The organism is Xylanivirga thermophila (genome assembly GCF_004138105.1).
Taxonomy (GTDB): Bacteria; Bacillota; Clostridia; order Caldicoprobacterales; family Xylanivirgaceae; genus Xylanivirga; species Xylanivirga thermophila.
Window position 1 is genome coordinate 1 of the sequence record NZ_RXHQ01000031.1, and the last position, 20293, is coordinate 20293.

Genomic DNA, 20293 nt, shown 5'->3' on the forward strand with positions numbered 1-20293 from the left:
TTGTCAAGGTTGGGTAGTATTTTCTCGTATACACTCGAAAATCTCCACCCTCCCCTTGACAAGAGGAAGTAAATGGATAAGTATGATTTTCTCAAAAAGTGTTGCATTTAATATTGCAATTTAGACCACATAAAAAACATAAAAAAAGTCTAAATACCATTGACTTATTCTCTATAATACCTTATAATAGTAATCGTCGCTTCAATAAAAGCATATAGGGGAGTAGCTCAATTGGTAGAGTAGTGGTCTCCAAAACCATTGGTTGCGGGTTCGATTCCTGTCTCCCCTGCCAATAAAAAAACCGTTAGGTTCTATACAACCTAACGGTTTTTTATTTATAAATCCAAAAACACGAATACCGCCAATATTGGCGGCATTCACTTATTATTATGAAAGGGGAAACAAATTAAAGATATAACACTAAAAAAGAGCTTGAGCTAAATCTCTCAAACCCTTGATATTATGGTGCCGGAGACCGGGATCGAACCGGTACGGTTTTACTCAAACCGCAGGATTTTAAGTCCTGTGCGTCTGCCTATTCCGCCACTCCGGCATAGATGAATGGAGGCGCCACCCAGATTTGAACTGGGGAATAGAGGTTTTGCAGACCTCTGCCTTACCACTTGGCTATGGCGCCATTCATTATGGAGCGGAAGACGGGATTCGAACCCGCGACATTCGCCTTGGCAAGGCGACGCTCTACCACTGAGCCACTCCCGCATAAACTAACCTTGGTGCCTCGGGGCGGAATCGAACCACCGACACGCGGATTTTCAGTCCACTGCTCTACCGACTGAGCTACCGAGGCAAATTTGGCGACCCGGAAGGGGATCGAACCCTCGACCTCTAGCGTGACAGGCTAGCGTTCTAACCAGCTGAACTACCGGGCCAAACCAAATGGTGGGCACAATAGGGCTCGAACCTATGACCCCCTGCTTGTAAGGCAGGTGCTCTCCCAGCTGAGCTATGCGCCCTTATTTGTTGCTGTTTTTCAGCGACAAATAGAAGTATATAATAAATAGGCATAGAAGTCAAAATAGATGACATGCAATTATAGTTAAATATAGTAGTTAAACTTCCTTTTCCTTCTGTTTACTCGCATTTTGTAGCTTATTCATTATAAATACATTTTTATCTTCTTTTTTTAAGTTGTCTTGAAATATCATCCAATTTAATACCTTTATCTACCATTAATACCAATAAATGATACACTAAGTCTGATATTTCATATATTATTTCATTTTTCCTCCCGCCTTTTGCAGCTATGATAACTTCTGCCGATTCTTCCCCTACCTTCTTAAGTATTTTATCTATACCTTTATCGAACAGATAATTGGTATAGGATCCCTCTTTGGGATTGTTCTTTCGATTGATTATTATATTATATAGCTCACCTAATATGAAGATATTATTATTTAAATTTACTTGCTGACTTTCATTATAAACCAATTGATAAAAGCAGCTTGTATTTCCGGTGTGGCAAGCAGCTCCTGCTTGTTTTACCTTTATAAGCAAAGTATCGCTATCACAGTCTAAGTATATTTCTTTTACATGTTGCACATGACCCGAGGTTTCTCCCTTCATCCACAGTTTTTGCCTACTCCTACTCCAAAACCATGTTTTTCCTGTTTGTATGGTATTGTCAAGAGATTCTTTATTCATATATGCCAACATAAGTACATTATTTGTACCAATATCTTGGATTATGGCCGGTAGGAATCCCTTTTCATTAAATTTAATATTGCAAAGTCCCTGCCACGTATTAAGATATGCTTTTAAAGTAGCAATATTTATTTCATTGAAATGAAATAATGAAGCTGCGAGTAACCCTTGAGCTTGTGCATCAAGCATTGCATCTCTAAAATCTTCCATTTTACCTGCGCCACCGGAAGCTATAACAGGGATTTTGATATTTGAAGCAACAGTTTTGATAAGAGAAATATCATAGCCTTCTTTTGTGCCATCTCTATCCATACTAGTAAGGAGTATTGCTCCCGCCCCTAGACTTTCTATTTCTTTTGCCCATTCTAAGACATCGAGACCGGTATTTATTGTACCTCCTCTTGTATATACGTTCCATCCAGACCCATTAGGTTTAGCTTTTGAATCTATGGCTACAATTAAGTGCTCTTTACCAAATTCATCTGATATGTATGATATAAGCTTAGGATCATCTACAGCTGCGGAATTGATAGAGATTTTATCTGCTCCCGCCTTAAAAAGCATTCTTGCATCTGCCATGCTTGATATACCGCCGCCTATAATAATTGGAATAGATATGTTACTTCTAATTTTTTTTAGTAGATTGATATTTGCATATCTTTGTTCATTTGAAGCAGATATATCTAACAGTACTATTTCATCTGCGCCTTGTTTTTCGTAGTGCTTTGCAAAATCTACAGGATCTCCTGTATCGACAATATTTTGAAAGTTTACTCCTTTGACCACTCGGCCATTTTTAATGTCCAAGCATGGGATGACTTTTATATTTTTCATTTTTATTCCTCCCCCATAGTTATGGCTGTTTTTAGGTCTATTTTTCCTTCATATAAGGCCTTGCCTATTATAACCCCTGCAGCACCTATAGCTTTTACAGATTTTATATCTTCATAATTACCTATACCACCAGATGTAATTATATCAATATTAGTATTTCTTATAAGCTTTTCAGTATAATCTATATTAGGTCCTGAGAGCGTTCCATCTCGATAAATATCCGTATATATAATTGTTTTTATGCCTATGTTTTCCATCTTTTGAGCTAGCTCAATAGCCGTTGTATGGCTTTGTTTGGTCCATCCATTTATAGCCACTAGGCCATCTTTAGCATCTATTCCTATGGCTATTTTATGTTTAAATAATTTTACAGCCTTTTCAATCATAGATATATTATTTATAGCTGCAGTACCTAATATTATCCTTGATATACCCATATCTAAATAAAACTTTATACAATCTATGGAACGAATACCACCACCTACCTGTATTGGTATCGGAACTTTATTTACTATATCTTGTATTATATTCATATTAGTACTAGGCTTATCAAATGCGCCGTCCAAATCTATTATATGTAAAAATTGTGCACCACTTCTGACCCATTTTTCTGCCACATATACAGGATTGTCATAATATACTATTTTATCCGATAATTTACCTTGTGTCAGCCCAACACATTTTTTATCTTTTATGTCTATAGCTGGATATATTATCAAAGCAATTCACCTCTTTAATCTAAAATTCCCTTTGAAGATAATAACCCTGAGCCTGGATTTAACGATGCAGCCTTATTAATAGCCCTTGCAAAAGCCTTGAATATGGCTTCTATCATATGGTGGGTGTTTTTACCGTATAATACTTTTATGTGGAGTGTCATCCCTCCATGTACTGCAAAAGCCCTAAAAAACTCTTCTACCAACTGTGTATCGAAGTCTCCTACCATTGGAGTCATAAGAGGTATTTCATAATATAGATAAGGTCTGCCGCTTATATCAATACTTACCATAGCCATGCTTTCATCCATTGGTAGAAAGATTGTAGCATAGCGATTTATATCCTTTTTATTCCCTACAGCTCCAGCAAAGCACTTGCCAAGTACAATACCTATATCTTCTACTGTATGGTGTCCATCTACTTCTATATCTCCCTGGCATTTGATATACAAATCTAGCATACCGTGTACTGCAAGTTGAATTAGCATATGATCTAAAAAACCTATACCCGTATCAATATCTGTCTTGCCTTTGCCATCTAGATCCAATTTGACAGTTACATCGGTTTCATTGGTTGCCCTGTGTAATGCTATTTTGCGACTCATAATGTTTCATCCTTTCTTTCAATATTATTAGAAAGTACATCTAAAAAAAGTTTGTTTTCTTCAGCATTTCCTACGGTTACTCTTATATAATCATCAAGCAAGGGCTCTGAATAAAATTTTCTTACAGAAATACCCTCATTCTTTAAGCTTTGACGTATCTGTTCTATATTCTCTGTTTTTATTAAAAGAAAGTTGGTATGTGAAGGAAATACCTTTATGTTTTCTATTTGGTTTAATTTTTCAAACAGGCGTTGTCTCTCATCTTTTATATATTGTATATGCTTGTTTATAACTTCAATATTATCTAACATGTAGAGGGCTGCCTTTTGGGAAAAGCTATTGATGTTATAGGGAGGCTTCACCTTTAATACTTGCTCTGCTAAATTTTTATTGCACACCATATAGCCTATACGTAAACCTGCCAATCCAAATGCTTTTGAGAATGTTCTAATAAATATTACATTAGGGTATTCTATAATGTCATTTAGCATGGTGTGCCCATAGAACTCATAATAGGCTTCATCTATTATAACTAACCCCTGATAATAGTCTAATATGTCCGTTATAAAATCCTGACTAATCACATTCCCGGTTGGATTGTTTGGAGTACATAAAAATATTACTTTAGGGTTATATCGATCTATGGCTTCCTTATATGTATTAATATCATATTCAAAATTTTCATCCAAAGGTATGTTTATTGTAATACCTCCTCCTATGGTTGCATATACTCCATACATGCTAAACGATGGATATGGACACAATACTTTATCTTCTCTATCTACAAAAGCATTTACAATCATTTGTATATTTTCATCTGATCCATTCCCTACTATTACCTGTTCCTTTGATACATTACAGTAATTTGCAATTGCTGTTCTTAATTTATCAGCGTTGGGATCAGGATATCTGTTTGTTTTACATTCACCGGATAAGAGCTCATTAGCTAAAGCTTTCCTTACTTCATATGGCATATTAAAGGGGTTTTCATTTGCATCGAGCTTTATTTTATACCTGCTATTCTCTGCTTTATAATTCTTAAACAGCTTAAGACAATTCTTTATATATTCATTCATTTTTCTCAAACCTCACTTGCATGGAATTGGCATGGGCGGTTAATCCTTCTGCTCTTGCAAAACATGCCACTTCCTTATATATATTGCATAATGCTTTATCTGTATAGGATATTACGCTGGACTTTTTTATAAAATTCTCTACTCCAAGTGGAGAAAAGAATTTTGCAGTACCACCAGTAGGCAACACATGATTTGGTCCTGCCATATAATCTCCGAGGGGTTCGGGAGTATATTGTCCTAAGAATATAGCCCCAGCATTTTTTATATATCCCAACCAGTCGAAAGGATTTTTAACAGCTAGTTCGAGGTGCTCAGGAGCAATTAGATTGGTTATATCTATGGCCTTGTTTATACTATCTACTGTAATTATAGCGCCATAATTCGCTAAAGAAGCCTTTATGGTATCCTTTAATGATAAATTTATTATTTGTTTATTTAAGTTATCCATAACAGCTTCACCTAATTGTTTACTGGTAGTTATAAGTATAGCACATGCCATAGGATCATGTTCTGCTTGTGACATTAAGTCTGCAGCTATAAATTCAGGATTGGCAGTATCGTCTGCCACTATTAGTATTTCACTTGGTCCCGCTATCATATCTATATCCACATACCCATATACTTCTTTTTTGGCAAGGGCTACATATATATTGCCAGGTCCTACTATTTTATCTACTTGGGGGATTGTATTGGTTCCGAAGGCAAGTGCTCCTATGGCTTGAGCACCACCTATTCTAAATATCCTATCTACTCCAGATATACTAGCTGCTACTAGCGTATTTGAGTTGATGCTTCCATCCCTTTGGGGAGGAGTAACCATTATGATCTCGTCTACTCCGGCCACCTTTGCCGGTATGACATTCATAAGCACCGATGATGGATAGGCTGCCCTCCCTCCAGGTACATATACTCCTACCTTTTCCAGAGGTTCTATCTTTTGCCCCAAAGTTATGCCATTTTTGAATGACATCCAGCTGTTTTGTTTTTGCATTATATGAAATTTTAATATATTGTCCCTAGATTTTTTTAGCACATCTGTAAAGCTTTTATCAACCTTTTTGAACGCAGCTTTTATTTCATTTTCTGATACTTCAAAATAGTTGCTGCCATCAAATTTTACACCATCAAATTTATATGTATATTCTAAAATAGCGTCATCGCCAAACTGCTGAACGTTGTTTAAAATATCTACTACTGCATTTTTTTGCTCTTGTACTTCTATAGTTGTAGGTCGATTTATATTTGATTTTATCCATTTTATATCTTTTCCCATTCCATCAATAAATTTAATCATTTATATCCTCCTTAAGTGCTTTATCCAAGCTATCTATAAGATGCTTTATTACAATGTTTTTAGTCTTTAGGCTAACCCGATTTACTATCAATCGGGCACTTATATTACATATTTCTTCTAATACCACCAGACCATTTTCTTCGAGAGTTTTGCCACTTTCTACTATATCTACTATTACATCGGATAGTCCCATTATAGGGCCTAACTCTACAGAGCCGTTTAATTTTATAATTTCGATCCACTCACCCCTTTGGGCAAAGTATTCCTTGGCTATATTGGGATATTTGGTAGCCACGCGCATATTGTTGCTAGTTATCCATGTATCCTTTTTCTCTGGGAATCCAGCTACTACCATTTTGCATTGCCCATACCCAAGATCTAATATTTCATAGAGGAACCTTTTATCCTCCATGAGGGTATCCTTTCCTACTATTCCTGCATCAGCTGCCCCATATTCCACATATGTAGGTACATCACTTGGTTTTACTAATGCAAAACGAATATCTTTATTAACTGAATGGAATATTAATTTGCGTGAAACATCATCATATTCGGAACATTGTATGCCGCTTTTATTGAAAAGTTTCACTGCGTTATCAGCAAGCCTTCCTTTTGCCAGTGCTATAGTAATCAAATGACCACCTCTTTTATTATATTATCAGTTATTAGTAGTACTTTTTTTATGCCTTTTTCTAAGGCATAATCTTTTGCAGAAGACCAGCTGCCAGAATAAAACAATTCTATCCTTTGTCGTTTAGTTTTTAATTTTTCTGCCATTTTATAGGCTTGCTTACGGCTGGATCTATCAAATGAAATTAGTACATCTATGTTAGGCACATGACGTAATCCATTTTGTCGTTCAATAGATACCAATATCCTCTTTATACCCAGAGCAAATCCTGTAGCTGGAATGTCATATCCAAATCTCCTAACAAGATTATCATATCTCCCTCCACCACATATGGGATAACTAAGGGATCTAATAATACCACGAAATATTATACCTGTATAATAATTTATACTTTGTACCATACCTAGATCAAAGCTTATATATCTTTCAAATCCATAATCCTTTAGTATTTCATATACTTGATATATATTATCTATGGCATCTAAGCATCTTCTGTTTTTTGTTAGATCTGTAGCTTCATTTAATACATCTATATTTCCGTATAATCGCGGGAGTTGCCAAAGTATTTGTTTTATTTCGTCTGATACGGATAGACTTTTAAGAAAAAGTTCTAATCCAAGCATATCCTTATGATCTATAAATATCCGGATTTTTTCAGCAGTGTCATTGTTTAACTGGGCTTCTTCTATTAACCCTTTAAAAAATTCTACCTGACCTATATCTATTTTAAAATCTGTTAATTTCAAATCTATAAGGGATTGTATAGCCATAGCTATAATTTCCCCATCACCTTCTGGCCCTGATATACCTAAAAGCTCAGCGCCAGCTTGGGCAATTTCTCTTTGTTTAGCGATTTGTATATCTTCATATCTATAAACATTGCCTATATAAAAAAGCCTTATGGGTAATAAAGTATCCTTAAACTTATTGGCTGTTAAGCGGGCAATTGGCATTGTAAAATCAGGACGTAGCACAAGTATGGGACTGCCGGCCTCTAATATTTTATACATGCTTTGTTGTTCTATGGGACTTTTCTCATATGCAAACATATCAAAATGCTCAAAGGCGGGAGTTTCTACTTCATTGTATCCACTTGAATAAAAGCTATTTCTAACCATATCCTCTATCTGCCTTTTGTTATAGCATTCATCAGGTAAGAAATCTTGCATTCCCTCGGGAATATAATGATTTGTAATTGGCATTCCAACACCCCATTATTAAATACAATTCATCACTTTGTCGCATTAAAGTGATGTTGAGTTAAATTATATTATATACTGCTTTTTAATTTATGTCAATAATATTTTAACATTGACCTTAAATTGAATAGGCTATACAATATTATAGAAATCAAATTGCTGATTTTATGTTTAATATATATTTCAAAGGAGTGAATACTTTGATTGATTACCATCTTCATTCTACATATTCAATGGATGGAAAGATGACTATGGAGGAGGCTTGTATACAGGCTATAGAATTAGGTCTTAAGGAAATTGTGTTTACCGATCATGTTGAACTATGCTGGCCAGGTAACAATACACCCTTTGATATAAATAGTCTATCAGGCTATTTGGAACATATAGACGAGGTGGCGGACAAATATTCTGATAAGCTAACAATCAAAAAGGGTATGGAACTGGGTTTGGAACCAGATAGATTAGATACACTTTCTTATATAGTAGATACATATCCTGTAGATTTTATAATAGGCTCTGTGCATGTTATAGATGGACAGGATCCCTATCTAAGGGCATATTATGATGGAAAGACAAAAGAAGAAAGTTATATACGGTATTATACTGAGATATTAAATATAATTAAAAGATTTGATAAATTTAGTGTATTAGGACATTTAGATTATGTAAAGCGTTATTCACCGTTTCAATGGGATAAGGATGATTATAAAATAGGATATGATATTATAGATGAAATTTTAAAACTCCTCATCCAAAAAGGAAAAGGCATAGAAATAAATACTTCCGGATATAGACATATATCAGAAGCTCCGATGCCACATTTTAATATAATAAAAAGGTATAAGGAATTAGGTGGAAAAGTAATAACCATAGGCTCAGATGCCCATACTACGGAGCATATGGCCTTTCGATTTGATGATACAATAAAATCACTACAAAATATGGGAATAACCTCTATTGCTACATTTTCCAATATGCAACCTTCATTTATAACTTTATAATATAGACATTCCCAATATCCTGTATGACATTAATCAGGATGTATTAAGTAAAACAAGTATGCAGTTATATCTGCATACTCATCTTACTTGCTTTAAATGCGTTTGAATTTAAACTTGCATTTTTTATAATATCTATAATAGGTTTAAAATGTTCGAAGAAAACTACTATTAAATCTCCTGGTTTAGCTTGTAGCATTGCCCATTTTAATGCTTCTGTTTCTTTATATATTATTTTTATATGATCTTTATTTATACCAGATGAAAGTGCACCTTCTTGCAATATTGATGCTACTTCTCCTTGAGTTCTTCCTCTTAAATCTAAATCTTCCTTTATTATCATATCATCAAATATTTGTGCTGCAAATCTACCTACTTCTTTTATTGATTCATCATCTCGATCACCTGGTACGCCTATTATACCTATTAATCTGTTAGCTCCCATATCTTTAACTGCTTCTGCCACTGCCTTATATCCTGCAATATTATGTCCATAATCTACTATCACCCTGAAATCTTTTACATTGAATATATTAAATCGTCCTGGATTTTGGAGCTCATCGCTATAGAATGAACATAAACCTTTTTCAATTATAGATAATGGTACATTTAAAGCATAGGCTATGCTTACAGCTGCCAAACTATTTTCTACATTATGCACCAGTCTTCCGTTATAGGTAGCAGGTATTTTTGAAATATGGATGCTTTGTACAAAGCTATTTCCAGTACCTATGGTTATATACCCATCTCTTAAAAATACTCCTATTCCATCACTTTGCAAGTGTTTATGAACTATAATATTATTTTCCATTTTAGAAAAATATATTATCTTACATCGTACATTCTTTGCAGCTTTTACCACCATCGGATCATCTGCATTTAATACAGCATACCCATCTTTTTTTATAGCTTCTAATACTAATGACTTTACAAATAACAGATCATCTGTTGTATATATTCCGTCTATTCCTAAATGATCCTCACTTATATTTGTTAATACGCCTATATCACTTAAATCATATCCAAGCCCAGACCTAATAATTCCTCCTCTGGCTGTTTCAAGTATAGCTATATCTATACTTTTATCTCTAAGTATACTTTGGGCACTAGCTGGTCCTGTAGTGTCACCTTCTATTATACATTTATCATTTATATATACTCCGCCTGTAGTAGTCATACCAACATTTAATCCATTTACCTTCAGTATATGTCCTATCATTCTGACTGTAGTTGTTTTTCCGTTTGTTCCAGTTACAGAGACAATAGGAATAGAGTTTTTACTATTAGGTGGATATAAAAAATCTATAATAGTCTTTCCAACTTCACGTGGTTTACCTTTCGAAGGATGTAAGTGCATTCTAAGTCCTGGGGACGCATTGATTTCGATAATAGCTCCTCCACTTTGTGTTATAGGTATGGATATATCTTTACAAGTTATATCTACTCCTGCTATATCAAGACCTATAATTTTAGATGCTTGTATTGCCAATTGACAATTAACAGGGTGTATTTTATCAGTACAATCTATAGCTTCTCCTCCAGTGCTCAAATTGGCATTATTTTTTAAATAAATCTTTTTACCTGAGCCTGGAATACTATCTAAAGTATAATTTTGTTTTCTTAAAACAGCTATGGTAACTTCATCTATTTTGATTTTGGTAAGGGGTTTCTCATGCCCTTCACCTCTTAAGGGGTCCATATTTTTTGAACTTATTAAATATGATATAGGATGTTTACCATCTCCTATAACATATGCTGGAACCCTTTGGGCTACTGCTGCTACTTTATCTCCCACTACAAGTACACGATAATCGTTTCCTGGTATATACTTTTCTACTATTACATAATCACTTATTTTTTTAGCTATTTTGAATGCAAAAGCTACTTCATTTTCATTATTTAATCCTATGGAAACACCCTTCCCTTGATTACCGTTTTCCGGCTTTACTACAACAGGATATCCAATCTCTTCAGCTATTAAGACAGCATCATTGTATGTTGTACATACTTCTCCTATTGGTATCGGGATGTCCATTTCATGTAAAATTTGTTTAGTTGTACTTTTATCACACGCTATATCTACAGCAATGCAACTTGTACTTTCTGGTATTGTAGCTTCTATTCTTTTTTGGTATTTGCCATAACCTAATTGAAATAAGCTTCTGTTTCCTATATGGGTCAATGGAATACCCTCTGCCTTTGCAGCGTCTATAATTGCCCTGGTACTAGGGCCAAATTCATATTTATCTGCCTTTTCTTTTATTATCTTTAGCTTGGTATCTAGGTCTATTTTTTGCCCATGACATAAATTTTTAATTAATTTAAATGCTAGTTTCCCTATTTCTATTCCAGCTACTTCATTTATATATGAATACACAATTATATGTTTACTGGTATTATCTACTTGTCTTGCCTTACCAAAACCTATATTATAACCAAGCATATTGAGCATTTCAATTGCACTATGTTCTATAACGTGGGCGAGATATGTTCCATCTGTCAAACGTTTTACAAATCCTCCCTCATAACCAAGGGAGCAAGCATGTTTTTTTAATCCAGGTAAATATTTAAGTAGATTTTCGTTAAACCCGTCTATTTCATTTGTTGGTATATCAGTCCATTCTTCTAAATCAACAACTAATTTTATTACTTCATTATGACTATAAATATTTCTGCCTTTAAAGGCTTTTATATTGCAAATTTGCATATTAGTACCTCCTCATTACAGGCTGACGCTTGTTAATATCGAACTTATATCCATTTGGCAAAACATGTATTGTTATATTAGTAAGGGCTAGTATTTCATCTGGTTTAAGTTCTGATACATTTGTATGATCCATTTTTGTTGCATCTACAATAGTAACAGCATTTGACCCTACTACTTCAAATGAAGCATCTGGCATGACTACTATAGCAGTATCTTCATCTATTCCAATACCTAACATTGAAGGATTTTGTGCTATTGCTGTTAGCAATCTTCCAATACGCCCTCTTTGAGCAAAATGTTGGTCGATTACTACTCCTTTTAATAGACCTAAACCTGGGGACATCTTTAAAGTACATTTCCTAGGAGAATCATCATTATTACCAGAGACTATCATAGTTTCACTCATTACGGAAGCCCCTGCACTCGTGCCAGCAATAACTACTCCTTTTTCGTATAAAATTTGTAATTCATCCTGTATAAGGGTCCCTCCAATAATGGAAGTAATACGCAACTGATCTCCACCAGTAAAAAAAACACAAGATGCGTCTTTTATTCTATCTATATTTTTTATATCATTTGCATCTTTCCTATGGAGTATATCAATCGTTTCTACATGTTTCGCTCCTATAGATTTAAATATATTAGCATATTTTTTGCCGAGCTCATTAGGATATTCGGTAGCAGCTGTAACTATTATTATTTTTGAGTCATATTTTCCAGATATATCTACCAGTCGTCTTAAAACTATGCAATCACCTTGTTTATCTTCTGCTCCTCCTATTATTACCAGTCGCCCTTTTGCTTTTTCTATCATACGATTATGCTTAACCTCCGATTTATAAATTAGCAATTATGAATATATTTTAGGCAAAATATAAAAAGTTTATGCAGAATATCTATTTCAGACAAATAAAAATAGAAGGCAGGTACCTGCCTTCTATTTTTATTTGTCTTTATTTTTTTTATTATACAAGCCAAGTTTTGATTTTTCGTTTCGAAGAGCATCGGTTTTTTCTATTGCCATAAGAATTTTCTGTCTCTTTCGCAATCCGTCCATATAGCTTATACCTGTTACTAACGGCAATAAAAGAGCCATTACCATAGCTATATGAGGCATAGCTTCTTCAAATGATGTAAAGATCTTTATATATGGTACTAGCCATATCCTTAGGGCCGGTTGAAACCAATTAATACCGTTGGTGTTTGTTGGATAAACTAATGCTCCAATATAAAGAATAAATGCAGGTATGCATGCAATAAGCCCTGCAATAAAGCCTTTATAAGGTTTATATTTATCAGCTTTTGCATCATCTAATCCTTTACTACTCGTATCGGCATAAATAACTAACCAGAAAATAGCTATGTATATAATACCAATTATCCATTGATATACTTCATTCTTTTGCAATATACCAAAAAAAGCTGGCATTAATGCTACCTGAATAAGGGACATGATAAGATGAGTGCTTAGTACTTTGAGAGATAATTTCAAAATACTCATTTATAAATCCTCCTTGCTATTTTAAATGATTTTTAAAAGCATAAATAGCTGCTTGAGTACGATCACATACATCTATTTTTTTGAATATATTTGATACATGATTTTTAACAGTTTTTTCACTTATATAAAGTTCATCTGCTATTTCCTTATTATTTTTTCCATCTGCTATCAATAGTAATACTTCTATTTCTCTAGGGGTTAAATTATTATCATTAAACCGTTTTTTCAAAGAATCTCTGTATTTAGTTTTATCTATGTCTCCTATTATTTTGCCTGTAAGAGTTGGTTGGAGATAAGTCTCTCCTTTTGATACATCTCTTACTGCTTGGATTAGATGTTCTGCTTCAGCATCTTTCATAACATACCCTTTTGCACCCATTTTAATAGCCTCTATTAGATATTCTTTGTCTTCATGTATCGTTAACACTATAATTTTAGAATTACATCCTTCTTCTATGTTGTTTTTTATAAAAGTAATCGTCTCTAAAGTTAGTTTGCTATCCTCAGTACCTGCTATACTATTAATATAATTTAAGGTTTCCTTTATAAAGTCGTAATCATATCCTTCTAATTCCATGCTACTTATATTATGTTCCAAATTCCTCAGTTGCTGTAAATTCGTTTCAAGTAAACTTAATACTTCATTTACTGCCTGCTCCATGTTATCATTACATCTGTTATTTAGTAGAGTATCAAATTCCAATAAGTTATTATCGTTTATAAAGTTTAAAGCCTCGTGCAACATGTTAATGTATCGTTGTTGAGTAGCGTAATATTCAATCTCTATATTAATTTCACTCAAATCTTTCTCTATAACACCTTTTTCCTCAAATAATTTTCTGTAGTAAGAGTCATCAATTTCTATTTCTTTGTCTATTGCTTCTAGAAACTTTTCTTTAGTGAAAAAATCAGTGTCACATAATGGGCATTTTGTGCCGTTATTTCTTTCTTTAAAATATCTCATACCTAATGCTTTTACTTGGATAATTATATTATCTATACTATCCTTTTTTGATTCCTCAGTTATTATCTTATCACAAATATTTTTAAATTCTTTTTCTAACTTGCATTTTTTCTTTGACTTCTCAAGTATAAGCGTTTCTATGTCGCCAAGACTTTTGTCAGTTATTTGCTCATTAGCCATATGTCCCCATGTATCTTTAAAGTAATTTAATACATTAATTTTTTGCTTTAAGTTTACCTTTTTATTTTCTAATTCTAAAAACAAATTACATTTTTCAATATCCTTAATTCCTAATATATAACTATTAAATATGTTTATTTGCTTTTTTATATCCTCAATAACTTCACTTACTGAACTATCATCACTTATGACCTGCTGTAAATCATCAAATAGTTTACTAATAAAACCATCTATATTATTTATATTTTTTTCAACCAAAGCAACTTTTTCCTCTAAACTGCTTCTATCTTTCGCAACTCTATCGAGATTATCATTTATATCTTTTATTGATTCAATCTCTCCACTTTCAGATAAGAAATTTTCCAATAACATTTTTATCTTAGTCAGTTTAGTATTAAGTTGCAGCAACCAATTTGATACTGAATATAAATTTGTTTCATCTTCTACTCTATCAAAACATAACTTAACTTCACTTAATAAATTATAAAGTGGTTCCAATCTAATCTGGATGCTACTGCTATCAATTTTTTCTAAAAGTTTAACCTCATCTACAATACATTTTATTTCTTTTTCAATGGAGGCTTTCTCCTGTTCAAACTTTTCCTTATAATTTAGCCAATTCTTTTCTATTGTTTTAGTACTTTCACCATAAATTATTTTACTAAATTCTTCACTGTAATTAGGCTGCTCCCCTAAAAAACAAAATGAAAACGTATCCTCAAACGAATAGTAATTATATTGATGAAATGCCTTATTTAGTCTCTCCTTTTGCCTTGTCCCTTGTCTGTTTTGATAAAAACGACTCTCTCTTAACTTTCTCTCTCTAGCATTATTAGGGATATGCATTATTTCATTACCTTCCATTTGCAACGTAATTTCACTTTTTAAATCATTGTAATAAATATCATTATCTATATCACCAGTATTGTTTTTTCTTATCTCACCTGTCATTACTAATTCTATTGCCTCAAGTATGGAAGTTTTTCCACTTCCATTGGCACCAAAAAGTAAATTGACATCTCCAAATCCAAGTTCCGTATTTAAACCAAAGCAATGCGGCCGAAACTGTTCAGTCATTTTTAACTGTTCAATTTTGCATGAAGTCTGCGTCTTATTCTCTTCATTATTATTTAAAGTTAAATCTAAACTATTTCCATTTTCAACATTTTTATCTTCTAAAAAATCAATAATTTTATACTTTGAATACGCATCAAAACAAAAAACCATTCCATTTTTATTGAGTTCTTTATACCACTCATCAATGGGGTCAATAATCTCTCTAATACTATCCTCTATGATAACCTTGCCAACAGGGATTAATTTGCTAAAGTACAACTCACTAATTACTAACTTTCTAGCATATTTCTCATTTTTCTCAAACTCAACCAACTCTTCTGATGAAATTTTCCTATAATCTTCACTTGGTAGTACACATACAAGATAAAGATTCCAACTCAAATCACCTACCAAGTCAAAGAATATTGGCTCAAGGTATCTCTCTTCAATACTTTTTTTATACTGCTCTTTATCTACAATATACTTTTTATATTGAGAATAGTTTAAGTAAATAAAAATGTATTTACTAACTAATTTCTTTTCATACGCATAGTTTGCAATAACTACATCACATTCTTCATTCAAGGAATAGTTATTTTCATACTCTAATCCACTGTCAATAATTAACTCTTTTAGTTTCATAATCTTCACCTCAAAATTGAAGTTCCATCTGGCACACGGTCAGAAGAAGTTATTTCTGGCTTATATTCGGGGTAACTAATAACTTGTGTTGTTCCCCTCTTAAAAGTAAACACACAAACATGCATATCTGTAATAAAATTACGGATTTCATTTTCTCTCCCCTGAGAAACTAATTCATTTATTATATCTATATTCACTTCAGTATGTTTATTTTTCTCTTCTTTCATCTTACTACTTATTCTCTTTGCATCCGGTTCGTAAGGTATGTAAGATACTATTGCCTTTGTTCTTATGTTATTATCTTTAGATACAAGGTTAAAAATACAATCATCTAACGAAAACATATGTGAGTAAACAAAATTCTTCATATAAGAAGGAAGTTTTCCTGTTTTAAGAAGATTAACTAGCATATTAAAATTATCTATTAACTTTAGCCTTTGTTCCTCGCATTCATCGTCAATGTGTATACTGATAATATTACATATTTCATTATCCTCAATAGATAATTGACCTATTTCTAAATTTCCAAGACATACTCCAAAAAATTTATCTCTTTTTTCTTTATCTACTTTTAAGGGAAAATTATAATCTATTTCGTCTTCCCTTATATCAAGTAATTCTCTTAAATTATCATCTGCCCTTATACAATCCTTCTCTATTAAATATCTTCTATCTTTCACTATATATACCTTAGTAATTGTCACATCCTGTCTAGGTTGTGCAGCACTAGGTCCAGTTCCTTTAGGCTTTTTTATGGTAAGCAAATGAATAATTTCGCTTTTTAGACAATACCACACTTTTAATTTACACCTGTTAAAGTAGCCAAAGCCTAACCCTCTACTAAAATTACGCTTTCTTAAATCCTTTTGCTCTTCTAGCCAAGAATTACCTATGTCTTTAACATATATGCAAGACCAAGGGTTTATAATACTTGAGGTTGTATCTACTTGAGGGTTATTTCTATTAATTAACTTGGTACCGTATGCCCAATTAGCGGTTATATAAATTAAATTATCACATTCATTATTACTATAAAGATTATACTTTAAACTACAAAACGTGCTATTTCTTGGTTTTTCGTTTAGTTGAGGATGTAATAAGATAACATTTTCATTTCCATTGTTTATATTATCTAATGAAATATACCTGAAATTAAGTGCATCAGCACAGATTATCGTACATAGTTGATTAGGTCGTTCTTTACCAAATTTGTAAACAATCTTACCAACGCTCATTCCCATTCCTTCACAAAGCAAATCTCTATCGCCCATAATTTGAGTCTTTAACTGAGGTAATATACATATACTTCCGTCAGTAAGGGAAAAAACATAAATCAGGGCATTAACAAAATTCTTTACAGTTGCAGTTTCAATAGCAAGTCTTATAACTTTTGCACCTAACTCCTCAAAACAGTCAAGATATCGCAAGAAATCTTCATGTTTCGTGCCTTGGCAACATAAACACCAAATTTTCCCCATACTGGGTTTTAAAGATTCGGAAGTATCTGAAATAATTTTAATGATTAAATCCAATGAAATGCAATATTCTGGAGTTATTAAAACATCAACATTCTCATATTTCGCTTTTTTGATTAAATCTTCACATAATTGGTCAAATGCTTCATCATGAATAACGGGCCCATTAGTTCCATCGTATTCGAATGTGGCAACAAATTGTGGACGTATCAAAGTAAAAGCATGAGGGTTTCCACTACATACATCAAATTCTGGACATACTGGACCTATATCTTTTAAAATTATATCTTCAACATATTTAAACTTATCGCTCATTAACCTCAGACCCCTTATCTAATGTATGATGTTGGATTAAGTGGGACTATAATTCAAAAACATTTCTTCCAGTTATAAATATATCAAAAACACATTGTGTTTTCCTCACGTCTGAATATCACATTTTTAATTCGTTCGATATAATATAAATTCTTTAAATACATATCAACTAGTTTTAAATAACGGCCTATTATTACATTAACAAGTCTATAGTTTACCTCTAAAGCAAGTATATTTCCATTTCCTATTAAGAAGGTCCTAATTGAAATCCAAAGAAACCGTGCCTATAATAGGTAAACTTTTGAGGCGAATAACTTTATGTTTTATAATAAATTTCATTAAATTTTTCAATTTACTTTCAAAATATTAGTCCAAAATACATCTATATAAAACATTCGCCATTTATCCATAATTTCCTCTATTTACCGTTAAACAAGTCTATTATTTAGGTGTTACAAATAAAATCTACATTAAGGAACATGTTATTCTTATATGTTATAGGTCTAGCATTTAAAATTGTTATCATATTCATTGTTATCGTATATCTGCTTAATTTTTATATAACTTTTTTTACATATTATTGCTGTCTTCCCAAAGATAATATAGCCACCCTTCATTATATTTTAAAAAGACAATTAAACAAGATTAAAATATTCTGTCCACAAAAATTCCCCTTCAATCCTTCTACCTAGCCCCTTATCCCTTTTAAATCCTTAGTCCTGCCTTCTGTGTAAACACCAAATAAACTCTTTCCTTTGTAAATAAACTCGTTCCACTGCAAATAAACATGTTCCTTAACTGCAGGGTTAAGGGGATAGGTTCAAGGGGCAAGGATAGCCTTCCAATCAAATAATCAATCCTTTGTAATCCATTTATCATATAGGTTACAAAGGTTTTTTCTTTTCCCTCCATCCTCCCCTATATCCCTTTTTCCTTATTCCTTATCCCTAAAAAAGAACACCTTCTTCTGAGATTCCTACTTTTGGACAGTTCCGTTACTTTTTTGAGAAAGAACGTAATATCAAACGGGAGGTTTCAACCCGTTACAGCCCGAAGAAATATGAACAGGAGTACCGTCCTGTGTTGGGAAATTCCAGTACGGATGCTATAGGACCTGGTTCGGTATTCCAAATTGATGCAACTGTGGCTGATGTATATTTGGTTTCCCGCTTTAATAGGACACATATTATTGGTAGACCGGTGTTGTATATCGTTCAGGATTGCTTTTCCAAACTAATTGTGGGGCTTTATGTAGGCCTTGAAGGACCTTCATGGCTTGGAGCAGCAATGGCTCTTGCAAACACTGCTGGAAACAAAGTCTCTTTTTGTAGTCAGTATGGTATAGATATTCAGGAAGAAGAGTGGCCTGTACATCATCTCCCTCAGGCAATTTTGGCAGACCGAGGGGAAATGCTTTCAGACAATGCAGAGAGTTTGATTATGAATCTTGGGATTACGGTAAAGAATACCCCGCCTTTCAGGGCTGACTGGAAGCCGTTAGTAGAAAGATATTTTAAATTGACCAATGAGCGTACAAAATCATTACTTCCTGGAGCGGTAAATACAGATTTTATGCAGCGAGGCGGGAGAGATTACAGGCTTGATGCGAAACTTGATTTAATGCAATTTACTGCCATTATTATAAAATGTGCGTTATTCCACAACAACCATTATCGTATTGACAATTACAACAAAGATGAAATGATGGTGGCAGACGAAGTGGAGCCTATTCCAAGAGAAATATGGAATTGGGGTATTGCTAACCGAATGGGAAAACTTCGGCATGTAGATGAGGAAGTCGTGAAACTTAACCTGATGCCCACAGATAACGGAGTGGTTACTGCAAAGGGGATACGGTTTAAGGGCTTATTCTACAGTTCAAAGTCAAGCATGAAAGAACAGTGGTTCACAAAAGCCCGTAGCAGTGGAAGTTGGAAAGTGCCTGTATGTTATGACCCAAGAAACATGAATTACATATACATTAAGAAATCTGCCACCGAGTTTGAGAAATGCTACCTGCTGGAATATCAGACAGCCTTTAAGGGTAAGTACATCGAAGAAATTGAATACCTGATGGAGTGGGAAAAGATGCAAAAGGCTAAAAGTCTTGATGAGGGATTGCAGGCCAAGGCAGATTTAATAACAGAAATAGAAACAATAGTTGAAGGGGCAAAAAGCAAGACAAATAAAGAACTTTCACTATCAACAGAAAGCGATGCACAAAGGAAGAAAAATATACGGCAAAACAGGCAGGTTGAAAAGGAGATAAACCGGGAGACAGAGGCTTTTGAATTAGACAAGCAAATTAATGATAAGAGTGCAGAGGTAATCTCTTTTAATGATATTGAGGAGGAATTACCATCTAATCCTCTTGACTTGCTGAGAAGAAAACAGAGAGAGGCGTTTGGGAAGATTAGGGAATAAAGGCTTAAGTGAAA

General features: G+C 33.4%; 15 protein-coding genes and 7 tRNA genes. 3 read left to right on the forward strand and 19 right to left on the reverse strand.

The annotated features are described in order from the left end of the window. Window positions 1-216: 216 nt before the first annotated feature. Window positions 217-292 (forward strand) — tRNA-Trp (locus EJN67_RS11475). A gap of 171 nt (window positions 293-463) precedes the next feature. Here EJN67_RS11475 and EJN67_RS11480 read toward each other — a convergent pair. The 13 genes from EJN67_RS11480 to hisZ form a co-directional block, all read right to left on the reverse strand. After that, a tRNA-Leu gene (locus tag EJN67_RS11480) sits at window positions 464-553 on the reverse strand. A gap of 9 nt (window positions 554-562) precedes the next feature. After that, window positions 563-637, reverse strand: a tRNA-Cys gene (locus EJN67_RS11485). 8 nt (window positions 638-645) lie between these two features. Further along, window positions 646-720: transfer RNA gene (locus EJN67_RS11490), tRNA-Gly, on the reverse strand. Between the two features lie 12 nt (window positions 721-732). Continuing rightward, window positions 733-808, reverse strand: a tRNA-Phe gene (locus tag EJN67_RS11495). A 5-nt stretch (window positions 809-813) separates the two neighbouring features. Next, window positions 814-890, reverse strand: a tRNA-Asp gene (locus EJN67_RS11500). A gap of 8 nt (window positions 891-898) precedes the next feature. Continuing rightward, a tRNA-Val gene (locus EJN67_RS11505) sits at window positions 899-974 on the reverse strand. Between the two features lie 157 nt (window positions 975-1131). Further along, window positions 1132-2496, reverse strand: coding sequence for an imidazole glycerol phosphate synthase subunit HisF (gene hisF / locus EJN67_RS14550; protein WP_129724450.1), 1365 nt, complete (start codon window positions 2494-2496; stop codon window positions 1132-1134). Window positions 2497-2498: 2 nt separating this feature from the next. Further along, window positions 2499-3215, reverse strand: a complete 717-nt coding sequence (hisA, locus tag EJN67_RS11515) for a 1-(5-phosphoribosyl)-5-[(5-phosphoribosylamino)methylideneamino]imidazole-4-carboxamide isomerase (RefSeq protein WP_129724451.1) — start codon at window positions 3213-3215, stop codon at window positions 2499-2501. Window positions 3216-3229: 14 nt separating this feature from the next. Next, window positions 3230-3817, reverse strand: a complete 588-nt coding sequence (gene hisB / locus EJN67_RS11520; RefSeq protein ID WP_129724452.1) for an imidazoleglycerol-phosphate dehydratase HisB — start codon at window positions 3815-3817, stop codon at window positions 3230-3232. After that, window positions 3814-4893 (reverse strand): histidinol-phosphate transaminase, encoded by a 1080-nt coding sequence (gene hisC / locus EJN67_RS11525; protein ID WP_129724453.1) that lies wholly within the window; start codon window positions 4891-4893, stop codon window positions 3814-3816. The genes hisB and hisC overlap by 4 nt, the downstream gene beginning before the upstream one ends. After that, on the reverse strand, window positions 4886-6187 hold the full coding sequence (hisD, locus tag EJN67_RS11530; protein WP_129724454.1) for a histidinol dehydrogenase: 1302 nt from the start codon (window positions 6185-6187) through the stop codon (window positions 4886-4888). The genes hisC and hisD overlap by 8 nt, the downstream gene beginning before the upstream one ends. Continuing rightward, the gene (hisG, locus tag EJN67_RS11535; RefSeq protein ID WP_129724455.1) at window positions 6180-6821 is read right to left on the reverse strand and encodes an ATP phosphoribosyltransferase; all 642 of its coding nucleotides are present in this window, start codon (window positions 6819-6821) and stop codon (window positions 6180-6182) included. Before hisG ends, hisD begins: the two co-directional genes overlap by 8 nt. Next, complete coding sequence (gene hisZ / locus EJN67_RS11540) at window positions 6818-8020, reverse strand: ATP phosphoribosyltransferase regulatory subunit (protein ID WP_129724456.1); 1203 nt, start codon at window positions 8018-8020, stop codon at window positions 6818-6820. The genes hisG and hisZ overlap by 4 nt, the downstream gene beginning before the upstream one ends. Window positions 8021-8217: 197 nt before the next feature. On the opposite strand from hisZ, the gene EJN67_RS11545 reads away from it, so the two are divergent. Then, window positions 8218-9018: a histidinol-phosphatase HisJ family protein gene (locus EJN67_RS11545; RefSeq protein ID WP_165000852.1), complete on the forward strand. Its 801-nt coding sequence runs from the start codon at window positions 8218-8220 to the stop codon at window positions 9016-9018. Between the two features lie 64 nt (window positions 9019-9082). Here the strand turns inward: EJN67_RS11545 and cphA are convergent, their stop codons facing one another. The 6 genes from cphA to EJN67_RS11575 form a co-directional block, all read right to left on the reverse strand. Further along, a complete protein-coding gene (cphA, locus tag EJN67_RS11550) occupies window positions 9083-11722 on the reverse strand; it encodes a cyanophycin synthetase (RefSeq protein WP_129724458.1) in 2640 nt (879 codons plus the stop codon). A gap of 1 nt (window position 11723) precedes the next feature. Beyond that, window positions 11724-12536 (reverse strand): cyanophycinase, encoded by an 813-nt coding sequence (locus EJN67_RS11555; RefSeq protein WP_129724459.1) that lies wholly within the window; start codon window positions 12534-12536, stop codon window positions 11724-11726. Between the two features lie 129 nt (window positions 12537-12665). Continuing rightward, window positions 12666-13223: a hypothetical protein gene (locus EJN67_RS11560; protein ID WP_129724460.1), complete on the reverse strand. Its 558-nt coding sequence runs from the start codon at window positions 13221-13223 to the stop codon at window positions 12666-12668. Between the two features lie 16 nt (window positions 13224-13239). Continuing rightward, window positions 13240-16065, reverse strand: coding sequence for a LuxR C-terminal-related transcriptional regulator (locus EJN67_RS11565; RefSeq protein ID WP_129724461.1), 2826 nt, complete (start codon window positions 16063-16065; stop codon window positions 13240-13242). Between the two features lie 5 nt (window positions 16066-16070). Then, complete coding sequence (locus tag EJN67_RS11570; protein WP_129724462.1) at window positions 16071-17855, reverse strand: hypothetical protein; 1785 nt, start codon at window positions 17853-17855, stop codon at window positions 16071-16073. 705 nt (window positions 17856-18560) lie between these two features. After that, a complete protein-coding gene (locus tag EJN67_RS11575) occupies window positions 18561-18767 on the reverse strand; it encodes a hypothetical protein (protein WP_129724463.1) in 207 nt (68 codons plus the stop codon). Window positions 18768-18938: 171 nt separating this feature from the next. On the opposite strand from EJN67_RS11575, the gene EJN67_RS11580 reads away from it, so the two are divergent. Next, on the forward strand, window positions 18939-20279 hold the full coding sequence (locus EJN67_RS11580) for a Mu transposase C-terminal domain-containing protein (protein WP_243641297.1): 1341 nt from the start codon (window positions 18939-18941) through the stop codon (window positions 20277-20279). The last annotated feature ends 14 nt before the right edge of the window (window positions 20280-20293 follow it).

Excerpts from the sequence above, each read along its gene's own strand:
- hisF (WP_129724450.1), bottom strand. The coding sequence starts at position 2,496 with ATGAAAAATATAAAAGTCATCCCATGCTTGGACATTAAAAATGGCCGA.
- hisB (WP_129724452.1), bottom strand. The coding sequence starts at position 3,817 with ATGAGTCGCAAAATAGCATTACACAGGGCAACCAATGAAACCGATGTA.
- hisC (WP_129724453.1), bottom strand. The coding sequence starts at position 4,893 with ATGAATGAATATATAAAGAATTGTCTTAAGCTGTTTAAGAATTATAAA.
- hisD (WP_129724454.1), bottom strand. The coding sequence starts at position 6,187 with ATGATTAAATTTATTGATGGAATGGGAAAAGATATAAAATGGATAAAA.
- hisZ (WP_129724456.1), bottom strand. The coding sequence starts at position 8,020 with ATGCCAATTACAAATCATTATATTCCCGAGGGAATGCAAGATTTCTTA.
- cphA (WP_129724458.1), bottom strand. The coding sequence starts at position 11,722 with ATGCAAATTTGCAATATAAAAGCCTTTAAAGGCAGAAATATTTATAGT.
- EJN67_RS11555 (WP_129724459.1), bottom strand. The coding sequence starts at position 12,536 with ATGATAGAAAAAGCAAAAGGGCGACTGGTAATAATAGGAGGAGCAGAA.
- EJN67_RS11560 (WP_129724460.1), bottom strand. The coding sequence starts at position 13,223 with ATGAGTATTTTGAAATTATCTCTCAAAGTACTAAGCACTCATCTTATC.
- EJN67_RS11565 (WP_129724461.1), bottom strand. The coding sequence starts at position 16,065 with ATGAAACTAAAAGAGTTAATTATTGACAGTGGATTAGAGTATGAAAAT.
- EJN67_RS11570 (WP_129724462.1), bottom strand. The coding sequence starts at position 17,855 with ATGAGCGATAAGTTTAAATATGTTGAAGATATAATTTTAAAAGATATA.
- EJN67_RS11575 (WP_129724463.1), bottom strand. The coding sequence starts at position 18,767 with ATGGAGGGAAAAGAAAAAACCTTTGTAACCTATATGATAAATGGATTA.